The 19,554-nt window shown below is 67.4% G+C and carries 20 protein-coding genes; 9 read left to right on the top strand and 11 right to left on the bottom strand.

The window, feature by feature from the left end:
- From hutU to hutI, 4 genes are all read right to left on the bottom strand, one after another.
- Window positions 1–1,634 (bottom strand): urocanate hydratase (gene hutU, locus N5D91_RS10890; RefSeq protein ID WP_279922681.1); only part of this gene is annotated, 1,634 nt, incomplete at its 3' end.
- Window positions 1,631–2,485: an N-formylglutamate deformylase gene (gene hutG / locus N5D91_RS10885; RefSeq protein ID WP_153856019.1), complete on the bottom strand. Its 855-nt coding sequence runs from the start codon at window positions 2,483–2,485 to the stop codon at window positions 1,631–1,633. The genes hutG and hutU, both read right to left, overlap by 4 nt.
- Window positions 2,482–4,023, bottom strand: coding sequence for a histidine ammonia-lyase (gene hutH / locus N5D91_RS10880; protein WP_180855553.1), 1,542 nt, complete (start codon window positions 4,021–4,023; stop codon window positions 2,482–2,484). The genes hutG and hutH overlap by 4 nt, the downstream gene beginning before the upstream one ends.
- On the bottom strand, window positions 4,020–5,243 hold the full coding sequence (gene hutI / locus N5D91_RS10875) for an imidazolonepropionase (protein WP_180855554.1): 1,224 nt from the start codon (window positions 5,241–5,243) through the stop codon (window positions 4,020–4,022). The genes hutH and hutI overlap by 4 nt, the downstream gene beginning before the upstream one ends.
- A gap of 67 nt (window positions 5,244–5,310) precedes the next feature.
- Between hutI and N5D91_RS10870 the strand changes: the two genes are divergently transcribed.
- From N5D91_RS10870 to N5D91_RS10855, 4 genes are all read left to right on the top strand, one after another.
- Window positions 5,311–6,681, top strand: coding sequence for a formimidoylglutamate deiminase (locus N5D91_RS10870; protein ID WP_180855555.1), 1,371 nt, complete (start codon window positions 5,311–5,313; stop codon window positions 6,679–6,681).
- Window positions 6,682–6,709: 28 nt separating this feature from the next.
- Window positions 6,710–7,438, top strand: coding sequence for a histidine utilization repressor (gene hutC / locus N5D91_RS10865; RefSeq protein ID WP_180855556.1), 729 nt, complete (start codon window positions 6,710–6,712; stop codon window positions 7,436–7,438).
- A gap of 73 nt (window positions 7,439–7,511) precedes the next feature.
- Window positions 7,512–7,691, top strand: coding sequence for a type II toxin-antitoxin system HicA family toxin (locus N5D91_RS10860; RefSeq protein ID WP_258011666.1), 180 nt, complete (start codon window positions 7,512–7,514; stop codon window positions 7,689–7,691).
- A gap of 13 nt (window positions 7,692–7,704) precedes the next feature.
- A complete protein-coding gene (locus tag N5D91_RS10855) occupies window positions 7,705–8,097 on the top strand; it encodes a type II toxin-antitoxin system HicB family antitoxin (RefSeq protein ID WP_134951390.1) in 393 nt (130 codons plus the stop codon).
- A 119-nt stretch (window positions 8,098–8,216) separates the two neighbouring features.
- Here N5D91_RS10855 and N5D91_RS10850 read toward each other — a convergent pair whose 3' ends face one another.
- From N5D91_RS10850 to N5D91_RS10840, 3 genes are all read right to left on the bottom strand, one after another.
- On the bottom strand, window positions 8,217–9,224 hold the full coding sequence (locus N5D91_RS10850; protein WP_180855557.1) for a restriction endonuclease: 1,008 nt from the start codon (window positions 9,222–9,224) through the stop codon (window positions 8,217–8,219).
- Window positions 9,225–9,460: 236 nt separating this feature from the next.
- The gene (locus tag N5D91_RS10845) at window positions 9,461–9,952 is read right to left on the bottom strand and encodes a phasin family protein (protein ID WP_110712770.1); all 492 of its coding nucleotides are present in this window, start codon (window positions 9,950–9,952) and stop codon (window positions 9,461–9,463) included.
- 80 nt (window positions 9,953–10,032) lie between these two features.
- A complete protein-coding gene (locus N5D91_RS10840; protein WP_005417302.1) occupies window positions 10,033–10,308 on the bottom strand; it encodes a polyhydroxyalkanoic acid system family protein in 276 nt (91 codons plus the stop codon).
- A gap of 126 nt (window positions 10,309–10,434) precedes the next feature.
- On the opposite strand from N5D91_RS10840, the gene N5D91_RS10835 reads away from it, so the two are divergent.
- The 4 genes from N5D91_RS10835 to aroA all read left to right on the top strand — a co-directional run bounded on the left by N5D91_RS10835 (window position 10,435) and on the right by aroA (window position 15,300).
- Window positions 10,435–11,241, top strand: coding sequence for an FHA domain-containing protein (locus N5D91_RS10835; RefSeq protein WP_132810424.1), 807 nt, complete (start codon window positions 10,435–10,437; stop codon window positions 11,239–11,241).
- Window positions 11,242–11,579: 338 nt separating this feature from the next.
- Entirely contained in the window at window positions 11,580–12,665 is a 1,086-nt protein-coding gene (gene serC / locus N5D91_RS10830) for a 3-phosphoserine/phosphohydroxythreonine transaminase (protein ID WP_110712768.1), read from the top strand.
- A 51-nt stretch (window positions 12,666–12,716) separates the two neighbouring features.
- Window positions 12,717–13,916, top strand: a complete 1,200-nt coding sequence (gene pheA / locus N5D91_RS10825) for a prephenate dehydratase (protein ID WP_180855558.1) — start codon at window positions 12,717–12,719, stop codon at window positions 13,914–13,916.
- Between the two features lie 76 nt (window positions 13,917–13,992).
- Complete coding sequence (gene aroA / locus N5D91_RS10820; RefSeq protein ID WP_180855559.1) at window positions 13,993–15,300, top strand: 3-phosphoshikimate 1-carboxyvinyltransferase; 1,308 nt, start codon at window positions 13,993–13,995, stop codon at window positions 15,298–15,300.
- Between the two features lie 196 nt (window positions 15,301–15,496).
- Here aroA and N5D91_RS10815 read toward each other — a convergent pair whose 3' ends face one another.
- Entirely contained in the window at window positions 15,497–16,069 is a 573-nt protein-coding gene (locus N5D91_RS10815) for an energy transducer TonB (protein ID WP_153856023.1), read from the bottom strand.
- Window positions 16,070–16,188: 119 nt separating this feature from the next.
- Window positions 16,189–16,827: an energy transducer TonB gene (locus tag N5D91_RS10810; protein ID WP_180847862.1), complete on the bottom strand. Its 639-nt coding sequence runs from the start codon at window positions 16,825–16,827 to the stop codon at window positions 16,189–16,191.
- Window positions 16,828–16,940: 113 nt separating this feature from the next.
- Here N5D91_RS10810 and serS point away from each other — a divergent pair, with 113 nt between their 5' ends.
- Window positions 16,941–18,221, top strand: coding sequence for a serine--tRNA ligase (serS, locus tag N5D91_RS10805; protein WP_032129791.1), 1,281 nt, complete (start codon window positions 16,941–16,943; stop codon window positions 18,219–18,221).
- Window positions 18,222–18,362: 141 nt separating this feature from the next.
- Here the strand turns inward: serS and N5D91_RS10800 are convergent, their stop codons facing one another.
- Window positions 18,363–18,713 (bottom strand): ligand-binding protein SH3, encoded by a 351-nt coding sequence (locus N5D91_RS10800; protein WP_110712764.1) that lies wholly within the window; start codon window positions 18,711–18,713, stop codon window positions 18,363–18,365.
- 136 nt (window positions 18,714–18,849) lie between these two features.
- Window positions 18,850–19,437, bottom strand: coding sequence for an NAD(P)H-dependent oxidoreductase (locus N5D91_RS10795; RefSeq protein ID WP_014037684.1), 588 nt, complete (start codon window positions 19,435–19,437; stop codon window positions 18,850–18,852).
- Between the last annotated feature and the right edge of the window lie 117 nt (window positions 19,438–19,554).

Raw genomic sequence — 19,554 nt, 5'->3', positions numbered from 1 at the left:
TCCTTCGCGCAATCAATCGCGATCTCATAGCCTGCATCGGCATGGCGCATCACGCCTGTGGCCGGGTCGTTCCACAGCACGCGGCCAATCCGCTTGGCCGCGGCCTCGGTGCCGTCGCAGACGATCACCATGCCGGCGTGCTGCGAGAAGCCCATGCCGACGCCACCGCCGTGGTGCAGCGACACCCAGGTCGCGCCGCTGGCGGTGTTGAGCAGGGCGTTCAGCAGCGGCCAGTCGGACACCGCATCGGAGCCGTCGGCCATCGCTTCGGTTTCGCGGTTTGGCGACGCCACGCTGCCGCTGTCCAGGTGGTCACGACCAATCACCACCGGTGCCTTCAGTTCACCGTTGGCGACCATTTCGTTGAAGGCCAGACCGAGGCGATCGCGGTCACCCAGGCCCACCCAGCAGATGCGTGCCGGCAGGCCCTGGAACTTGATCTTCTCGGCAGCCATGTCCAGCCAGCGGTGCAGGTGCGGGTTGTCCGGAATCAGTTCCTTCACCTTGGCATCGGTCTTGGCGATGTCTTCCGGGTCGCCGCTCAGTGCGGCCCAGCGGAACGGGCCGATGCCGCGGCAGAACAGCGGGCGGATGTAGGCCGGCACGAAACCCGGGAAGTCGAAGGCATTGGCCACACCTTCTTCCAGTGCCATCTGCCGCAGGTTGTTGCCGTAGTCCACGGTCGGCACGCCCAGCGCGTGGAAGCCGAGCATGGCGCGGATGTGGTTGGCCATCGACGCGCGCGCGGCCTTCTCCACTTCCTTGGGGGCGGAAACGCGCTTCTCATCCCACTGCTCGACCGTCCAGCCCTGCGGCAGGTAGCCGTTCACCGGGTCGTGCGCGGAGGTCTGGTCGGTCAGCAGGTCCGGCTTCACGCCGCGCTTGAGCAGTTCGGCCAGCACGTCGGCCACATTGCCGAGCAGGCCCACCGACTTCGGCGTACCGGCCTTGCACGATTCATCGATCAGGCGCAGCGCTTCGTCCAGGTTGTCGGTCCAGGTATCCAGGTAGCCGGTGCGCAGGCGCATGTCGATGCTGCTCTTGCGGCACTCGACGGCCAGGCAGGAGGCGCCGGCCATTACGGCAGCCAACGGCTGCGCGCCACCCATGCCGCCCAGGCCGCCGGTGAACAGCCACTTCCCGGTCAGGTCGCCACCGAAGTGCTGGCGTCCCATTTCCACGAAGGTCTCGTAGGTGCCCTGCACGATGCCCTGCGCGCCGATGTAGATCCAGCTGCCGGCGGTCATCTGGCCGTACATGGCCAGGCCTTTCTTATCCAGCTCGTTGAAGTGGTCCCAGTTGGCCCAGCGCGGCACCAGGTTGGAATTGGCGATCAGCACGCGCGGTGCATCGGCGTGGGTGCGGAACACGCCCACCGGCTTGCCCGACTGCACCAGCAGGGTCTGGTCATCGTCCAAACGCTTGAGCGTCTCGACGATCGCATCGAAGCTCTCCCAGTCGCGCGCGGCGCGGCCGATGCCGCCGTACACCACCAGCTCCTGTGGCCGTTCGGCCACGTCCGGGTGCAGGTTGTTCATCAGCATGCGCAGCGGCGCTTCGGTCAGCCAGCTCTTGGCGTTGAGCGTGGTGCCGGTCGGCGCGGCAATGGTGCGGGTCGGGTCGTTGCGGGTCATGCGGCGCTCCGGTTCGTAGCGAATTCAAGGCAGGCGTTGAGCACCTGCGCCAAGGTGTGGCGCAGCGGTGCGGCGTGATCGGGGTCGAGCGGGGTGGGCCAGCTGTGTTCGTCCACCTGGTCCGGCAGGGGTTCGTGCATGTAGCCGCGGCAGGCAAGTTCCATCTGCAGGCTGTGCACGCCACCGGCGATGTTGCTGTAGTGGCGGGTGATCCAGCCGCCCTTGAAGCGGCCGTTGCGTACCTGGCTCATGCCGCTGATCTTCAGCAGGTTCTCCACCACATCGCTCAAGGCGTTGTCGCAGGACGTGTCCGGTGCGCCGGACGGGCCGGCGGTGCCGAGGTTGAACTGCGGCAGCTCGCCTTCGAACAGGTGCGGGATATGTGAGCGGATCGAGTGTGCGTCATACACCACGACAGTGCCGAACCTCGCACGCAGGCGCGTGATCTGTGCGGCCAGCGCATCGTGGTAAGGCAGGAAATACGTGTCGCGGCGACGGGCGATTTCCGCGTCATCCGGTTCGCGCCCGGCGTGGTACAGCGGCTGGTTGTCGAAGGTGGTCAGCGGACACAGGCCGGTGGTGTTCTGACCCGGGTACAGCGACGCACCGCTGGGATCGCGGTTGAGGTCGATCACCGAACGCGAGATCGCCGAGCGCACCGTGGTTGCGCCCATGCCGCGCACGAAGTCGTACAGTTCGTGCACCCACCAGTCGGCGTCGCGACGGGCCAGCCACGGCGAGTGGTAGTCGCCGATCAGGTCGTGCGGCAGCTCGCTGCCGGTATGCGGGAAGCTGACGATCAGCGGGGCATCGCCTTCGTGCACCGTCAGCCATTCGGGATGGACATTCATGCCTGCGGTTCCACGGTCGGCAGCAGCTCCGCCAAGCCCTGTGCCAGCGCGCCGCTGCGCACCAGGTTCGTGGCGGTCACCATGTCCGGGTGGAAGTAGCGGTCTTCTTCCAGCGTCGGCACCTGCGCACGCAGGGTGGCACGCACGCTTTCCAGCGCGGCACTGGAGCGCAGCGGCGCGTGGAAGTCGCAGCCCTGCGCAGCGGCCAGCAGCTCGATGCCGATCACGTTGGCGGCGTTCTCGGCCATCTGCATCAGGCGGCGCGCACCGTGCGCGGCCATCGACACATGGTCTTCCTGGTTGGCGGAGGTCGGGATCGAATCGACGCTGGCCGGGTAGGCGCGCTGCTTGTTTTCCGATACCAGCGCGGCGGCGGTCACCTGCGGAATCATGAAGCCGGAATTCAGGCCCGGGCGCGGGGTCAGGAACGCCGGCAGGCCGGACAGCGCCGGGTCGACCAGCATCGCCAGGCGGCGCTCGCTGATCGAACCGATCTCGCACACCGCCATCGCCAGCATGTCGGCGGCGAAGGCGACCGGCTCGGCGTGGAAGTTGCCGCCGGACAGTGCTTCGCCGGTGTCGGTGAACACCAGCGGATTGTCGGACACGCCGTTGGCTTCGATTTCCAGCGTGGTTGCGGCCTGGCGCAGGATGTCCAGCGCTGCGCCCATCACCTGCGGCTGGCAGCGCAGGCAGTACGGGTCCTGCACGCGCACGTCGTTGTCGCGGTGCGATTCGCGGATGTCCGAGCCCTGCATCAGCGTGCGCAGCGTGGCCGCAGTGGCGATCTGTCCGCGCTGGCCGCGGATGGCATGGATGCGCGGGTCGAACGGCGTGTCGGAACCCTTGGCCGCTTCCACCGACAGCGCGCCGGTGACCAGCGCGGCCTGGAACACGGTCTCGATCTCGAACAGGCCGGCCAGCGCATAGGCGGTGGAGAACTGGGTGCCGTTGAGCAGGGCCAGGCCTTCCTTCGCGCCCAGTTCGATCGGCTGCAAACCGGCGCGTGCCAGTGCATCGACCGACGGCAGGCGTTCGTCACCGACGAAGGCTTCACCCACGCCCAGCATCACGCTGGCCAGGTGCGAGAGCGGTGCCAGGTCACCCGAGGCACCCACCGAGCCCTGTGCGGGCACCACCGGCAGCACGCCCTTGACCAGCATCGCTTCCAGCAGCAGCAGGGTTTCCTCGCGCACGCCCGAAGCGCCCTGGGCAAGACTTACCAGCTTCAGCGCCATCATCAGACGCACCACGCTGGCCGGCATCGGCTCGCCCACACCGGCCGCATGCGAAAGCACGATGTTCCGCTGCAGGGTAGCCAGGTCTTCGCGCTCGATGCGCACGCTGGCCAGCTTGCCGAAGCCGGTGTTGATGCCATACACCGGCGCGCCCTTGGCGACGATGGCGGCGACGGCCGCCGCACTGGCGCGCACCACCGGCAGCGCGGCCGGGTCCAGTGCAAGCGGCGCACCGCGATAGACCTGCCGCCACTGGGCGAGAGTGACATGGCCGGGGCGAAGAACCAGGGTGTTGCTCATGTGTTGCTCCAGGAGGCAGGCAGGTCGGGCTGTCCGCGCACCACGCGCGCGTGCAGCGGGTTGAATCCAATGCGATAGACCAGGTCGGCGGGGGCGTCGATGTCCCAGATCGCCAGGTCGCAGTCCAGGCCCACGGCCAGGCGGCCGATGCGGTTGCCATGGCCCAGCGCGCGCGCCGCTTCACGGGTGAAGCCGGCGATGCACTCGTCCACGGTCAGGCGGAACAGGGTGGCGCCCATGTTCATCGCCAGCAGCGGACTGGTCAGCGGCGAGGTGCCCGGGTTGCTGTCGGTGGCCAGCGCCAGCGGCACGCCGGCCGCACGCAGCGCCGCGATCGGCGGCAGGGTGGTATCGCGGGTGAAATAGAAGGCGCCGGGCAGCAGCACGGCGACGGTGCCGGCCGCCGCCATCGCGGCGATGCCGGCATCGTCCAGGTGTTCGATATGGTCGGCCGAGAGTGCGCCGAAGCTGGCGGCCAGTTCGGCGCCATGCTGGTTGCTCAGCTGCTCGGCGTGGATCTTCACCGCCAGCCCGTTGGCGCGCGCTGCTTCGAAGACCTGCCGCGCCTGCGCCGGCGAGAAGGCGATGTTCTCGCAGAACACATCCACCGCTTCGGCCAGGCCTTCGGCGGCGATGGCCGGGATCATCACGTTGCACACCTCGTCGGTGTACTCCTGTGCTTCGCGGCCCGGCGGAATCGCGTGCGCGCCGAGGAAGGTGGTCACCACGTTGACCCGGCATTCCTCGCCCAGCGCGCGCGCGACCTGCAGCTGCTTGCGTTCGTCGGGCAGGGTCAGGCCGTAGCCGGACTTGATCTCGAGGGTGGTCACGCCTTCGGCGCGCATCGCCAGCAGGCGTGGCCGGCTTTCGCTGGCCAGCTGTTCCGGCGTGGCGGCGCGGGTGGCGCGCACGGTGGAGACGATGCCGCCGCCGGCACGGGCGATGTCGGCATAGCTGACGCCCTGCAGGCGCTGCTCGAATTCGTTGGCGCGGTTGCCGGCGTAGACCAGATGGGTGTGGCAGTCGATCAGGCCCGGCGAGATCCAGCGGCCTTCACCGTCGATGCGGGTGGTCGGCTGCAGCTGGGCATCGCTGCCGGTGGTACCCACATGGACGATGCGACCGTCGGCGCAGGCCAGTACGCCATCGCGGATGACACCCAGCCCCTCGCCATCGAGGGTGATCAGGTGAACGTTGGACCAGAGGGTATCGACGTGCATGGCATCCACAACGCGGCTGTGCTTATATGTCTATACAATATAGGTGTCCATTTCGGGTTGTCCAGCCATGTCCGATTCGCGTTCCCCGCACAGTTTCCATGCCGCCCACGCCCTGCTGGTCGAGGGTTGGGCCCGTGATGTCCGCCTGCAGGTGCAGGACGGTCGCATCACGGCGATCCACACGGGGCAGGGCGCCCAGCACGGCGACACCCGCGTCGGCATCCTGGTGCCGGGCCTGCCCAACCTGCACAGCCACGCCTTCCAGCGCGGCATGGCTGGGCTGACCGAGATCGGCGGCGGCGACGGTGACAGCTTCTGGAGCTGGCGCGAGCTGATGTATCGCTTCCTGGCCCATCTGCGCCCGGACGCGGTGCAGGCCATCGCCGCCCAGGCCTACATGGAAATGCTGGAAAGCGGCTTCACTCGCGTCGGTGAATTCCACTACCTGCACCACGATGCTGACGGCCGGCCGTATGCCAACCGTGCCGAGATGAGCGCGCGGATTGCGGCGGCGGCCGACCAGACCGGCATCGGCCTGACCCTGCTGCCGGTGTTCTATGCGCATGCCGATTTCGGCGGGGCGGCACCGAACCCCGCGCAGCGACGCCTGATCCATGACGTAGAGGGATTTGCGCAGCTGCTGGACGCCGCCAAGCCGTCTTTGGCCGCGCTGCCCGATGCGGTGCTCGGCATTGCCCCGCACAGCCTGCGTGCAGTCACCGGCGAGGAATTGAGTGCGTTGCTGCCGCTTACCGACGGCCCGGTGCACATCCACATCGCCGAACAGGTACGCGAAGTGGAGGCCTGCCTGGCCTGGAGCGGCCAGCGCCCGGTGCAGTGGCTGTATAACCATGCGCCGGTGGATGCGCGCTGGTGCCTGGTGCATGCCACTCACATCACCGACGACGAGCGTGCGTCCATTGTGGCCAGCCAGGCCGTGGCCGGCCTGTGCCCGATCACCGAGGCCAATCTGGGCGATGGCCTGTTCCCGATGCAGGCGTTCGCACGCGAGGGCGGTCGCTTCGGTGTCGGTTCCGATTCCAATGTGCTGATTGATGCGGCCGAAGAACTGCGCCTGCTTGAATACGGCCAACGCCTGACCCTGCGCGGGCGCAATGTGCTGGCACCGGATGCCACCCGCAGCACCGGCCGCTTCCTGTTCGAGGGCGCACTGCACGGCGGTGCACAGGCCCTGGGTGTGGCCGCCGGCCTGCAGGTCGGCGCCAGTGCCGACCTGGTCGAGCTGGATGCTTCGCACCCCGCGTTGCAGGCGCGACAGGACGACGCATGGCTTGACAGCTGGGTGTTCGCCGCACGTAATGGCGCGCTGCGATCGGTCTGGCGCCATGGCCGCCAGTGCGTGGCCGACGGCCGCCACCTGCAGCGCGAGGCGATCACCAGCGCCTTCGCTGCCGCCCTGCGCGGCGTGCTGGGCTGATCGCATCCCGCTACCGAGATCCCATCACGTGAAGGCCAGCAAGTCCGCCACGCTCAACCAGCGTATCCGCAGCGATCTGGAAAGCCGCATCCTCAGCGGAGAGTGGGCGCCGGGCTTCCGTATTCCGTACGAGCACGAGCTGATGGAGCAGTACGACTGCTCGCGGATGACGGTGAACAAGGTGCTGACCGCGCTGGCCGAGAGCGGCATGATCGAGCGGCGCCGCCGCGCCGGTTCGTTCGTGGCGCGGCAGCCCCCGCACCTGGAGCAGGTGGCGCTGGAGATTCCCGATATCGCGATGGAGGTCGGCTCGCGCGGCCATCAGTACGCCTATCGTCTGCTGCAGCGCGACCTGCGCCTGGCCGACGCTGGCAATGCCGGTGAAGTGGAGCTGGCCGGCCAGAAGACGCTGCTGGCGATGCGCTGCCTGCACCTGGCCGATGGCCGTCCGTTGGCGCTGGAGCACCGCCTGATCAGCCCGGTGGGCGTGCCCGAGGTACTGGAGGTCGATTTCAGCACCACTGCACCGGGCAGCTGGCTGCTGCAGAACGTCTCGTGGACCCGTGCCCAGCACCGCATCAGTGCCTGGGGCGCGGACACCGCCACCGCCAAGCTGCTGGAGGTGAAGCCGGGCACCGCCTGTCTGGTGATCGAGCGCCTGACCTGGCGCGGTGAGCAGCCGATCACCCGTGTGCGTCAGGTGTTCCTCGGCGACGCCTGGGACCTGGTGGCGCGCTTCGCGCCTGGGGCAAGGTAGGGTCGACCCCGCTCGGGACACGCTGTCGCCTTGAACTCTGTCGGGGCGTGTGTACGATGTGTATCGTCCCCGCATGAAGAGCAGGGACCTCATCCGGGATCTGGAGGCAGCAGATTGGACCTGTCGCCGGATTCGCGGATCCCATCATGTATTCGTGCACCCGCAGCACCCTCACATCATCACCGTGCCTCACCCAAGGAAGGATCTGGGCAAAGGGGGCTGGTGCAGGCGTTGCGGAAGCTCGCAGGACTGACGTAGGAGGGCCCATGCGATATCCAGTCTTGATCGAGGCAGGTGATGAGCGCACCGCGTGGGGTGTGGTCGTTCCGGATCTGCCGGGGTGCTTCTCGGCGGCCGACACGCTTGATGATGCGCTCACTGCGGCGGAAGAGGCCGCGCTCGCCTGGATTGATGCGGCCCTGGATGAGGGACGCTCGATTCCGACACCTTCGGCACCGCAGAAAATCGCCGCCGAGGCATCCAAGGACATCCGTTGGATTCTTGCGTACATCTGCATTGATCCGGCTCTACTGGACGACACTATCGAGCGGGTCAATATCAGCCTGCCACGCCGGATCCTGGCGAGGCTGGATGCGCAGGCCAGAGCGGCGGGTGAATCGCGCTCCAGTTACATCGCCCATCTCGCGGCATTGGGCTGAGCAGGCGCCCTGTAGAGCCGAGCCATGCTCGGCTGCTGTTCGCGCGATGCGCGATGAGTCGAGCGTGGCTCGACGCTACAGAGGCATCCACACATGGCGTGGATCTACAGACACCCCAATCAATACGTAGCGCACTGCCGCCAGCGTACGGGCTCATCCACGCCAGGGCGGGCGTTGAGCTGGATGCGCACGTTACGCAGGGCGGGGTAGTGCAGCACTTCCTCGCAGACCTGCGGCCACACCGCGTCCAGCTCGCCGGTGCGGTTGATCGCCAGCGTCTGCCGGGTCAGCCAGACACCGCTGGCGATGCCGGGCTTGCCAGCCAAGGCACGGGACAGATCGGCCTGGAAGCGCTCGAGCGTGGCGGCATCCGGGTTGGGAATGCTGCGCGCATCGGTTGAGGGCGTCGGCGCAGGCGCCGTGGTCGGCGGTGTGGTGGCGGGGGCCGGCGCCAGTTCGGGCGCCGCTTCAACCGCAGGCGCAACCGGCGCGGGGGCGCCCGTCTCCTCGGCAACGGGCGGAGCGTCCTGCACATGCAGCCCTTGCAGGCTCAGTCCCACCAGCAGGCCCAGCGTCACCGCGGCGAGCGCGGCTATGGCAATGCGGCGCAGGGCTTCATGGCGGGCACTGGCGCGCACACGGGTTTCGATTTCTGCCGGTAGATAGGGCTGCAGCAACGGCCACAGGCGCGGGCCGTCCAGCACCTCGACGGCCTGCTTCTCGGCGGCGCTGCGGCCGTCGCGTTCGATCCGGCCCTCGGTCAGCAGCACGCCGCCCTTGGCGCCGGCCAGGCGCGCGGCCGCCCCCAGTTCGTTCACTGCGGCGGTACCGATGCGGTAGGCCAGGCCGTGCTTGCAGGACACCAGCCACTGGTTGGGACCATCGCTGAGCAGGAAGTCGCTGCTCGGCTCGCGGGACTCCTCGGCCGGGTCGTTCAGTTCACGCAGGCCGCGCTGTTCGCGCAGCATGCGTTTGACCAGCACGGAGAATTCGCGCCAGTGCATGCCAGCCAAGGCCTGCAGGCCGAGTTGCATCTCCTTCTGCCGCCGCTTGATCCACCACAGATAGACAACGGCCAGGGAACAGGTAAGCAGGGCCGACAGCAGGGCCAGGATCCAAGGGAGCATGCAGGAGGTGCGCGGAAGGGGCGAATGCGGAGGACGACAGTGTAAAGGTCGTGCCGCATCGCTGGGTCAGGAGGTTCCTGACAGGAAACGTGATGGCGCGCGCAGATCGGTATATGGCGGACACGAAAAACCCGCCAATCCTGAAGCCGTGAGGGGAGGGAACAAACGGCAGCCGAAGCGATTGGCGGGTTGCTCGCGATTGTCAATCAAAATTTATTGCATTGCAACAATGGCATTCAGGGCACGCTGTCGGGCGACTGATGGCTGCCCGGGGCGGGAGCATCGGCGCCCGAAGCGGCACGGTTCTCCAGCTTGGCCAGGCGCGCATGCAGGGCGTCGATGCGGGCTTCCAGCGCGGTCACCTCGTCCGCAGTGGGGACATGCAGGCGCTTGAGCACGCCCTGCACCTGGTCATCAAAGGCCTTTTCAACCTTGTTCCAGGTGCCGGAGGCCTTCTCCCGGGCCTCGTCCAGCGAGGTTTCGACGTTGTCGCGCCAACCCGGGCCCTGTTCGCCGTGGCGTTCACGGCGGCGGGCCTCCCAGGCTTCGCCTTCCTTCACCAGGCCATCGAAGAAGCGGCTGCCTTCAGCCTGTGCACGGCCCAGGGCGCCCAGGCCTGCCAGCCAGACCTGCTGGGCCGAATCGCTGAGCTTGCGCGAGAAGCGCTCGGCCTGGTCACCGAAAGAGGCGTCGTCGTTGCGGCGGTCGTCGTTTTCGTAGTGGTTCATCGCACTTCCCGTGGGAGTTGGGCCTGTCCCGAGAGTAGCGCGCGATGGCGTTGCACGGCCGTGACGGCCGCCGCCGGGGTTCAGCCCAGCTTTTCCTTCAGCACGCGCTGGATCTCGCCTTCGACCATGCCCTTCATCGCCGACAGCAGGAAGCCCAGCTTGGCGGTGACGCGCACGGCGCCCGGCTGCAGTTCGATCGCACCGTCCACGCCGCTGCCGGAGAAGTTCAGCACATCGGCGGTCCAGGACGACTTCAGGCCGAAGCGCTCGGACAACTTGGCGGCAACCTGTTCGATCGCGGCACGCGCCTGTGCGTCGGGCAGGGCGTGGGCGTGGCGGACATCGATGGTGGACATACGGGCTCCTGGCGCAGGGCGGGGATGATCAATAGAGGGCGAGCATTGTGCGCATCGAGGGCCTTCGCGCCAAGCACTCATCGTGGGTTCTTCTTCGTTGGCGACCAACCTGCTAGGCTGCGCCGCGTGCAGAACCTGCTTGTTCACTTCAGTCAACAACAACAGCCCGACCAGCCGCTGCGGCCCGGGGTGCAACGCATCGTGCGCCAGGCCAACGGTAGTGTGCGGCTCGGCGATGCCGGCAACGGTGCCCTTCTGCTGGCGCAGTTCTGCATGGATGATCGCGGCCTCTGGCTGCAGGTCGGTAACGGTATCCGCGGCATCCACGTGAATGGTCGCCCGGTTCGCCGGATGGCCCTGCTGCGTGCAGGCGATGCGGTGTACGTGGATGGCGTGGAAATGGTCCTGCAGGGCGAAGTCGAGAGCCTGCTGCAGGCGCCCGCACCGAAAAACGACGATGGCTCCGATGAGCAGCAGCGGCTGCTGCGCGGCGTCGGCGGGCTGCACCATGGGCGCAGCTATACCCTGTCGCGGGCCCGCCTGATCGGCCGCGGCAACGACGCCGACATCGCCATCGACGATCCTGCGTTCGCCGAACAGCATGCCCGCGTGGAAGTGCACGGCGAGCGCGTGCTGCTGCGTGACCTGGGCAGTGCCGACGGCACCCGGGTCAATGGCGTGGCCGTGCGCCACTGCTGGCTGCAGGCGGGCGACCAGGTGGTGTTCGATGGGCAGCACCGGTTCGTGCTGGAAGTGCCGCACGACCCGCGCCGGCGTCCGCTGCCTGCGGAAGACGAGTCCAGCCAGGAGGCCGAACAGACCCCGGTGCTGCCGGCCGCGCCGCGCAAGGTCCGGCGCTGGCCGTGGCTGCTGGTGAGTGCGCTGCTGCTGGCCGCACTGCTCAGCCTGCTGCTCTGGTTCGGCGCGCGCTGATCTGAACCGGCCGGATCCGCTCTGGTAGGTGCCGACCTTGGTCGGCACGCTCCTTCGGCGGGGATGACGCCTGGCGGCGTATGCCGACCAAGGTCGGCGACTACCGGGGCATTGCTCCTGGTCTGAATCCGCTGGATCCGCTCTGGTAGGTGCCGACCTTGGTCGGCACGCTTCTTCGCCGGGTTTGACGCCTGACGGCGTACGCCGAGCAAGGTCGGCGACTACCGGCGCCGTGCTGGCGGCCAATGGATTCCAATGAAACCAAATTTCCCTTGCCGCACTAGGCCGCAAGGCTGGTGCACTGCGGCATACTAGGGGTCTTGCCCCACAGGTGTGACATGACGCGCGCGTTCAACTTCAGTGCCGGCCCTGCGACCTTGCCGGAATCGGTCCTGCGCCAGGCGCAGGCGGAAATGCTGGACTGGCACGGTACCGGTGCCTCGATCGTGGAAATGAGCCATCGCGGTGCGGAGTTCATGTCCGTGGCCGCCGAGGCCGAGGCCGACCTGCGTCGCCTGCTCGATATCCCCGAAGACTATGCGGTGCTGTTCCTGTCCGGTGGTGCCACCACCCAGCAGGCGCTGATCCCGCTCAACTTCGCCGCCCCCGGCCAGCGTGCCGACTATGTGGTCAGTGGCCACTGGGGCAAGACCGCGGTCAAGCAGGCCGGTGTCTACGTCGACGTCAACATTGCCGCCAGCAGCGAGGCCGATGGCTACCGCACGCTGCCGCCGCGTGCCGACTGGCAGCTCTCACCCGATGCCGCCTACGTGCACATCACCGCCAACGAGACCATCCACGGCGTCGAGTTCCGTGATGTGCCCGACACCGGCAGCGTCCCGCTGATCGCCGACTTCAGCTCGTCCATCGCCAGTGAACCGCTGGATGTGCGCCGCTATGGCGTGATCTACGCCGGCGCGCAGAAGAACCTGGGCCCGGTCGGCATCGCGGTGATGATCATCCGCCGCGACCTGCTCGAGCGCAGCGGCCAGCCGCGTGCGGACATCTTTGATTACCGCTCGCACGTTGCCCGCGATTCGATGCTCAACACCCCGCCGACCTGGAACTGGTATCTGGCTGGCCTGGTGTTCAAGTGGATGCTGGCCGAAGGCGGCGTGGCCGAGTTTGCCAAGCGCAATGCCGCCAAGGCCGCGCTGGTGTACGGCGCCATTGACGGCTCCGGCGGTTTCTATCGCAATGAAGTGGCGCACGCGGCACGTTCGCGGATGAACATCCCGTTCTTCCTGCCCAGTGCCGAGCTCGATGCGCGTTTCGTCGCCGAAGCCAAGGCCGCCGGCCTGCTGGCGCTGAAGGGCCACAAGGTGGTGGGTGGCATCCGCGCCTCGCTGTACAACGCCATGCCGCTGGCCGGGGCCGAGGCGCTGGTCGCCTTCATGGCCGATTTCCAGCAGCGTCACGGCTGAGCAATGAACGGCGCGCACCGTCGGGTGCGTGCCCCGCAACAAGGAATTCCGATGGCAAGCAGCAAATCCAGCAAGAAGGCGCCGAAGAAGGCCGAACCGGCCAAGGACAGCGCGTCCACCAGGGCGAAGGGCAAGTCCAAGGCCGCGTCGAACCCGGCACCCACCCTGGCGCCGCTGGCGCTGGCCGATGTGCGCTCGAAGATCGACCAGATCGACCGCGACATCCAGAGCCTGATCGCCGAGCGCGCGCGTTTCGCCCACCAGGTCGGCAAGGCCAAGGGCAAGCTCGCCGCCGCCGTCGACTACTACCGCCCCGAGCGCGAAGCGCAGGTGCTGCGCATGGTGGTGGACCGCAACGAAGGCCCGCTCAGCGATGAGCTGCTGGTGCACGTCTACCGCGAGATCATGTCGGCCTGCCTGGCCCAGCAGGAGCCGCTGAAGATCGGCTACCTCGGCCCGGAAGGCACCTTCAGCCAGCAGGCCGTGCTCAAGCACTTCGGCCGCTCCGCGCTGGGCCTGCCGATGGCCAGCATCGAAGAAGTGTTCCAGGAAGTGGAAGCGGGCAACGCCGATTTCGGCGTGGTGCCGGTGGAGAATTCGGGGCAGGGCACCATCCAGATCACCCTGGACATGTTCCTGACCTCCAACCTGAAGATCTGTGGCGAAGTGGAACTGCGCGTGCAGCAGTACCTGATGTCGCGCAGTGGCCGGATCGAGGACATCGAGCGCATCTATGCGCACCCGCAGTCGTTCATGCAGACCTCGGCGTGGCTGCGCGCCAACCTGCCGAAGGCCGAGAAGATTCCGGTATCCAGCAACGCCGAAGGTGCGCGCCGTGCGCGCAACGCCGACGACGCGGCGGCCATTGGTGGCGAGAGCGCCGGCCACGTGTACGGCCTGAAGAAGGTGGTCACCAAGCCGATCCAGAACGATGCCGACAACACCACCCGCTTCCTGGTGGTGGGCCGCAACATCTTCCCGACCTCCGGCCACGACCGCACGTCGGTGCTGGTGTTCATCCATGACAAGCCCGGTGCGCTGTTCGACGTGCTCAGCCCGTTCGCCCGCCACGGCATCAGCATGAACCGCATCGAGTCGCGGCCGTCGCACCACGGCAAGTGGGAATACGGCTTCTTCATCGACCTGGCCGGCCACATCGACGATGCGCCGATGCAGGCGGCGCTGGCCGAACTGGAAGCGCACTCGGCGCAGATCAAGGTGCTGGGCTCCTACCCGGTGGCCGTGCCCTGAGTGCTGCCGCGGCGGCCACGGCCGCCGCTCCCTGATGCATCGCCGGCGCTGCTGGCGTTTACGGAATGATCGAACGATGAGCAACGCGCAACACTGGATCGCCCGCAAGGGCCAGCCGCTGCAGGGCAGCCTGACCATTCCCGGCGACAAGTCGGTCTCGCACCGCTCGGTGATGTTCGCCGCGCTGGCCGATGGCACCTCGCATATCGAAGGTTTCCTGGAAGGCGAAGACACCCGCGCCACTGCGCGCATCTTCGGCCAGCTGGGCGTGCGCATCGAAACCCCCAGCCCGTCGCAGCGCATCGTGCACGGCGTCGGCATCGACGGCCTGAAGGCGCCGGATGCGCCGCTGGACTGCGGCAACGCCGGTACCGGCATGCGCCTGTTGGCCGGCCTGCTGGCGGGCCAGGCGTTCGACTGCACGCTGATCGGCGATGAGTCGCTGTCCGGCCGCCCGATGCGCCGTGTCACCGGCCCGCTGTCGCAGATGGGCGCGAAGATCGACACCCAGGACGACGGGACGCCGCCGCTGCACGTGCATGGCGGGCAATCGCTGCACGGCATCGACTTCGCCTCGCCGGTGGCCAGTGCGCAGATCAAGTCGGCGGTACTGCTGGCCGGCCTGTACGCGCAGGGCGAAACCCAGGTGACCGAACCGCACCCGACCCGCGACTACACCGAGCGCATGCTGTCCGCGTTCGGCGTGGACATCGAATTCTCGCCCGGCAAGGCACGCCTGCGTGGTGGTCAGCGCCTTCGCGCTACTGACATCGTGGTGCCGGCCGACTTCTCCTCGGCCGCGTTCTATCTGGTTGCGGCCAGCATCATTCCCGGCTCCGAGCTGCGCCTGAAGCAGGTCGGCCTGAACCCGCGCCGCACCGGCCTGCTGCACGCGCTGCGCTTGATGGGTGCGGACATCACCGAAGAGAATCCGGCCGAGCAGGGCGGTGAACCGGTGGCGGATCTGGTGGTGCGCTACGCTCCGCTGAAGGGGGCACGCATTCCGGAAGCACTGGTGCCGGACATGATCGACGAGTTCCCGGCGCTGTTCGTGGCCGCCGCCGCCGCCGAAGGCCAGACCGTGGTGAGCGGTGCGGCCGAGCTGCGGGTGAAGGAATCCGACCGCCTTGCCGCGATGGCCACCGGCCTGCGCGCGCTGGGCGTGCAGGTGGACGAAACCGAAGACGGTGCCACCCTGCACGGCGGTGTGCGTCTGGGCAGCGGCACCATCGAAAGCCACGGTGACCATCGCATCGCCATGGCCTTCGCCATCGCCGGCCAGATCAGTGACGGCGAAGTGCGCATCAACGATATCGCCAACGTCGCTACGTCCTTCCCGGACTTCGATGGCCTGGCGCGCAGCGCCGGGTTCAATCTGGCCTGAAAGGCCACGCCCGGCGGATGACGCAACCCGGTGGGTGCCAACCTCGGTTGGCACGCTCATATCGCCCGGTAGGTGCCAACCTGGGTTGGCACGCTCACATCACCCGGTAGGTGCCGACCTTGGTCGGCACGCTTCTCCGCATAAAAGGACGGAGGCCGAAGCCTCCGTCGAAACATCACGAACCCCTCGTCCGCGATCAACGCTGCTCGGTGCGGAAATCCACCGGGACCCGCACCACGCTTGCTACTGCACGGCCTTCCTGCATCGCCGGCTGGAACTTCCAGTTCTGCACGGTGCTGAGCACCGCACGATCCAGGTCGCGGCTGCGCTCGCCGCTGCGCGAAACGATCGCAGCGTTGGCGACATTGCCACGGGTATCGACATTCAGGCTGGCGATCACGCTGCCCTGCACGCCACTGCGCAGTGCGGCAGCGGGGTAGGTGGGCATGCGGTTGCTGGCCAGCGGGCGCGCTTCGCGATTGCGTATCGCCGGTGCGGCCTTGTGCTGGCGGGAGGCTGGTGCAGCCTGGCGCGTTGCAGGTGCTGCTGCATCGGTCGCCGCAGCCTGCTCAGGGGCGGGCAACATGCGCTCACCGACCGGTGCCGGCGCCACATCCTCCTGGTTGGAATGGCGCAGCCACAGCAGGGCGGCTGCAAACATCGCCACGATCAGCGCGATCCACATCCAGGGCGACGTGGGCTTGTGCTGCACGCTCGAATCCTGCTGCAGCTGCGGCGAATGAAGGTCTTCGTGGGTGGTGGCAGTCATCGCAAACTCCTTCCGTCAACTGACGACGTGGGAAGTGTTGCCCGAGCCATGGACGAGAAGTGTCAGCGTTGCGTCAACGCCACCGGCAGGGTTCAGTTTGCCTGCCGGGAAGCGTTCAGTTACTGCGTCTTGAAGTCGAACGGTACTTCAATGCTGCCGGGCACGGCCTGGCCATTGCTCTGGGCCGGGGTGAAGCGCCAGCGGCGCACGGCATCGGTGGCGGCACGGTCGAGCTCGCGTGAGCCGCTGCGCTGGATCACCGTGGCGTTGTTCGGGTAGCCGGTGGCATCCACATCCACGCGTACCACCACCGTGCCGGTTTCACCGGCGCGCAGGGCGGCGGCGGGGTATGACGGCGGCGGTGACTGGCCAGCAATCGGCATCGGCTGGCTGTTGCCGGTCGCGGCCGGCGCCGCGCCCGGGGCGGCCGGGGCCGGCTCGGCGATCGGGGCGGGTGGCGGCGGAGCGGTTTCGACCAGCTTCGGCGCTTCCTCCTCCACCGGTGCCGGCTTGGCGTCAGGCATGTCGCTGGAACCGGCTGCAGCGGCCAAGGGTTCCGGCAGGGGCTCGACCTGGGCGGTTTCCTGCGGGGTCTGTGCGGCCGGGTCGGCGCGGAAGAACTCCTTGTCACGGCCGGTCAGCCAGACCAGCACGAACAGCAGCACGCCCACGCCGAAGGCGATGCCGGCGATCTTCAGGGCGTTGCGCGGGATATGCACAGTGAACGACTTGGCGGACGACGAGCGGGGTGCAGACATGGACCGGACCAGTACGGAATAGCCCGATTCTGCCACGCCGGGAATGAACCGGGCGGCAGAAATCAGTATAACAAGCGATAATCCCATCCCTGATACCCACCACGACACCTGCCATGCTTGATCCAGCCCTGCTCCGCCACCAGCCCGCCGACCTCGCCGAACGCCTGCGCACCAGCCGCGGCTTCGAGCTCGACGTGTCTGCCCTGGAGTCCCTGGAGGCCGATCGCAAGCGCATCCAGGTGCGGACCCAGGAGCTGCAGAGCCTGCGTAACAGCCGTTCCAAGGCCATCGGCCAGGCCAAGGCGAAGGGCGAGGACGTCTCGGCCATCATGGCCGAGGTCGCCGCCTTCGCCGACGAGCTGAAGGCTTCGGAAGTGGCGTTGGACGAGCTGCGCGAGAAGATCGATGCCATTTCGATGGGCATTCCGAACCTGCCGGCCGATGACGTGCCGGCCGGTGCCGACGAGAACGACAACGTCGAGCAGGCGCGCTGGGGAACCCCGCGCCAGTTCGACTTCAAGGTGCTCGATCACGTCGAACTGGGCGCCCGCAATGGCTGGCTGGACGGCGAAACCGCCGCCAAGCTGTCCGGTTCGCGCTTCACCGTGCTGCGCGGCCCGATCGCGCGCCTGCACCGTGCGCTGGCGCAGTTCATGGTCGACCTGCACACCGGTGAGCACGGCTACGAGGAAACCAACGTGCCGCTGCTGGTCAACGCCGATTCGCTGCGCGGCACCAGCCAGCTGCCGAAGTTCGAGGACGACCTGTTCAAGACCGCCGTGGGCGACTCCACGCGCTACCTGATCCCGACCTCGGAAGTACCGCTGACCAACATCGTGCGCGATGAGATCGTCGATGCCGAACGCCTGCCGCTGCGCATGACCGCCCACTCGATGTGCTTCCGTGCCGAGGCCGGCAGCGGTGGCCGCGACGTGCGCGGCATGATCCGCCAGCATCAGTTCGAGAAGGTCGAGCTGGTCTCGATCAGCCGCCCGGAGGACAGCGACGCCGAACACCAGCGCATGACCCGTTGCGCCGAAGTGGTGCTGGAAAAGCTGGGCCTGCCGTACCGCAAGGTGCTGCTGTGCACCGGCGACATGGGCTTCTCGGCGGTGAAGACCTACGACCTGGAAGTCTGGCTGCCGTCGCAGGAGACGTACCGCGAAATCTCCTCGTGCTCGAACTGTGGTGATTTCCAGGCCCGCCGCATGCAGGCCCGCTGGCGCAACCCGGCCACTGGCAAACCGGAACTGGCGCATACCTTGAACGGTTCGGGCGTGGCGGTGGGCCGCGCGATGATCGCGGTGATGGAGAACTACCAGAACGCCGACGGCAGCATCACCGTACCGGAAGCGCTGCGCCCGTACATGGGTGGCTTGGAAACCATCGGCTGATAGTCTGATGGGGTGGGTGCCATGCTTGCTTGGCACTGCTCTGGCTCTGGTGGGTGCCATGCTTGCATGGCACCGAATCCACGCATGGCGTGGATCTACAATGCGGGCTACATCCACGCCATGCGTGGATGTACCGCGCAATCACCCCACAACCCGCAGCTTCTCCAACGGCACCCAGCCCGGTTCGCCCGTCTCCGGCACGCACCACGCCCAGCCATTGAGCGTGCGCTGCCCGCGCAGCACCTGCCCGGGATCCACATCCAGTTCCCGCGCGCAGTAATCTTCCGTGGCAAACGCGCCACCCTGCGCATCGCGGCCGATCACCGGCGCCGGCACGAATCCGGGCTGCTGGCCCTCGGCTTCGCACAGGAACCAGTCATCCCAGCCCTCGGGGCCTTCATAACGTTCGCCCACCACCAGCGCCTGCCCGCGGCGCAGGGTGATCGGGTGCGGAAACTCGCTGCGGTGCGCAGTCGTCACGATGTAGTCCATGCCGCAAGCCTAGCGCGTCCAAAAGAAAACGGCCCCGCAAAGCGGGGCCGCCAGGGTGGGCCGGGATGGGGGAGGGGATCCCGGCCCGCGTTCAGCGCCCAGACGAGGAGAGAGGGGCGCTGACCGTTGGAACGCGTTACGCAGCGACGGCTTCATCCGCTGCGTGCGACGGCAGTGCTGCCAGCGCGCCGGCAATGGCGTCTTCACGGTGCTGCGGCGAGTAGGCGATGCCTTCGGCACGCACGAATTCGACTTCGTTGATGCCCATGAAGGCGAACACCTGGCGCAGGAACGGCTCCTGGAAGTCGGCCGGCGAGTCGGTGTAGATGCCGCCGCGGCTGCTGGCGATGATCACCCGCTTGCCACCGGCCAGGCCCACCGGGCCGTTCTCGGTGTACTTGAAGGTGCGGCCGGCCACGGCCACGCGGTCGATCCAGGCCTTCAGCGTGGACGGAATGCTGAAGTTGTACATCGGCGCGCCGATCACCACGATGTCGGCCTCCAGGAACTGCTGCATCACCTGTTCAGCGTCGGTCGCCTCGGCGGCATCGGTCTTGGCCAGCGAGCTGCTGCGCAGATGCGGTACCGGATTGGCGTCAAGATCGCGATAATCGACCTGCAGGCCGTCGATCTGGCCCGTGAAGCGGGCGACCACGGCGGCCGACAGCTGGCGCGAGACGGAGTTGTCGCCAAGCACGCTGGCGTCGAGATGCAGAAGCTTCATGGCAGTCACCTATGTTCTGGGAGGAAGGGGCGGGGTGGCCCCGCCGACGGAGAGAACGATAGGTTGTTGCAAAGACGGAATAAAGGTGATTGAATGCCACGTATTGTTCTAGATATG

Source organism: Stenotrophomonas sp. GD03794 (assembly GCF_029842145.1).
In the GTDB taxonomy this organism is placed as follows: domain Bacteria; phylum Pseudomonadota; class Gammaproteobacteria; order Xanthomonadales; family Xanthomonadaceae; genus Stenotrophomonas; species Stenotrophomonas riyadhensis.
The sequence above is the reverse complement of the archived record's forward strand: the minus strand, read 5'-3'. Positions and strand labels throughout refer to the sequence as shown.

Bases quoted from the DNA above. Each gene is read 5' to 3' on its own strand.
- N5D91_RS10800 (WP_110712764.1), bottom strand. From the start codon at position 18,713: ATGGACTACATCGTGACGACTGCGCACCGCAGCGAGTTTCCGCACCCG.
- N5D91_RS10845 (WP_110712770.1), bottom strand. From the start codon at position 9,952: ATGAACCACTACGAAAACGACGACCGCCGCAACGACGACGCCTCTTTC.
- N5D91_RS10840 (WP_005417302.1), bottom strand. From the start codon at position 10,308: ATGTCCACCATCGATGTCCGCCACGCCCACGCCCTGCCCGACGCACAG.
- N5D91_RS10860 (WP_258011666.1), top strand. From the start codon at position 7,512: ATGAAGAGCAGGGACCTCATCCGGGATCTGGAGGCAGCAGATTGGACC.
- aroA (WP_180855559.1), top strand. From the start codon at position 13,993: ATGAGCAACGCGCAACACTGGATCGCCCGCAAGGGCCAGCCGCTGCAG.
- N5D91_RS10810 (WP_180847862.1), bottom strand. From the start codon at position 16,827: ATGTCTGCACCCCGCTCGTCGTCCGCCAAGTCGTTCACTGTGCATATC.
- hutI (WP_180855554.1), bottom strand. From the start codon at position 5,243: ATGCACGTCGATACCCTCTGGTCCAACGTTCACCTGATCACCCTCGAT.
- N5D91_RS10795 (WP_014037684.1), bottom strand. From the start codon at position 19,437: ATGAAGCTTCTGCATCTCGACGCCAGCGTGCTTGGCGACAACTCCGTC.
- serC (WP_110712768.1), top strand. From the start codon at position 11,580: ATGACGCGCGCGTTCAACTTCAGTGCCGGCCCTGCGACCTTGCCGGAA.
- pheA (WP_180855558.1), top strand. From the start codon at position 12,717: ATGGCAAGCAGCAAATCCAGCAAGAAGGCGCCGAAGAAGGCCGAACCG.
- N5D91_RS10815 (WP_153856023.1), bottom strand. From the start codon at position 16,069: ATGACTGCCACCACCCACGAAGACCTTCATTCGCCGCAGCTGCAGCAG.
- N5D91_RS10850 (WP_180855557.1), bottom strand. From the start codon at position 9,224: ATGCTCCCTTGGATCCTGGCCCTGCTGTCGGCCCTGCTTACCTGTTCC.
- serS (WP_032129791.1), top strand. From the start codon at position 16,941: ATGCTTGATCCAGCCCTGCTCCGCCACCAGCCCGCCGACCTCGCCGAA.
- hutG (WP_153856019.1), bottom strand. From the start codon at position 2,485: ATGAATGTCCATCCCGAATGGCTGACGGTGCACGAAGGCGATGCCCCG.
- N5D91_RS10855 (WP_134951390.1), top strand. From the start codon at position 7,705: ATGCGATATCCAGTCTTGATCGAGGCAGGTGATGAGCGCACCGCGTGG.
- hutH (WP_180855553.1), bottom strand. From the start codon at position 4,023: ATGAGCAACACCCTGGTTCTTCGCCCCGGCCATGTCACTCTCGCCCAG.
- N5D91_RS10870 (WP_180855555.1), top strand. From the start codon at position 5,311: ATGTCCGATTCGCGTTCCCCGCACAGTTTCCATGCCGCCCACGCCCTG.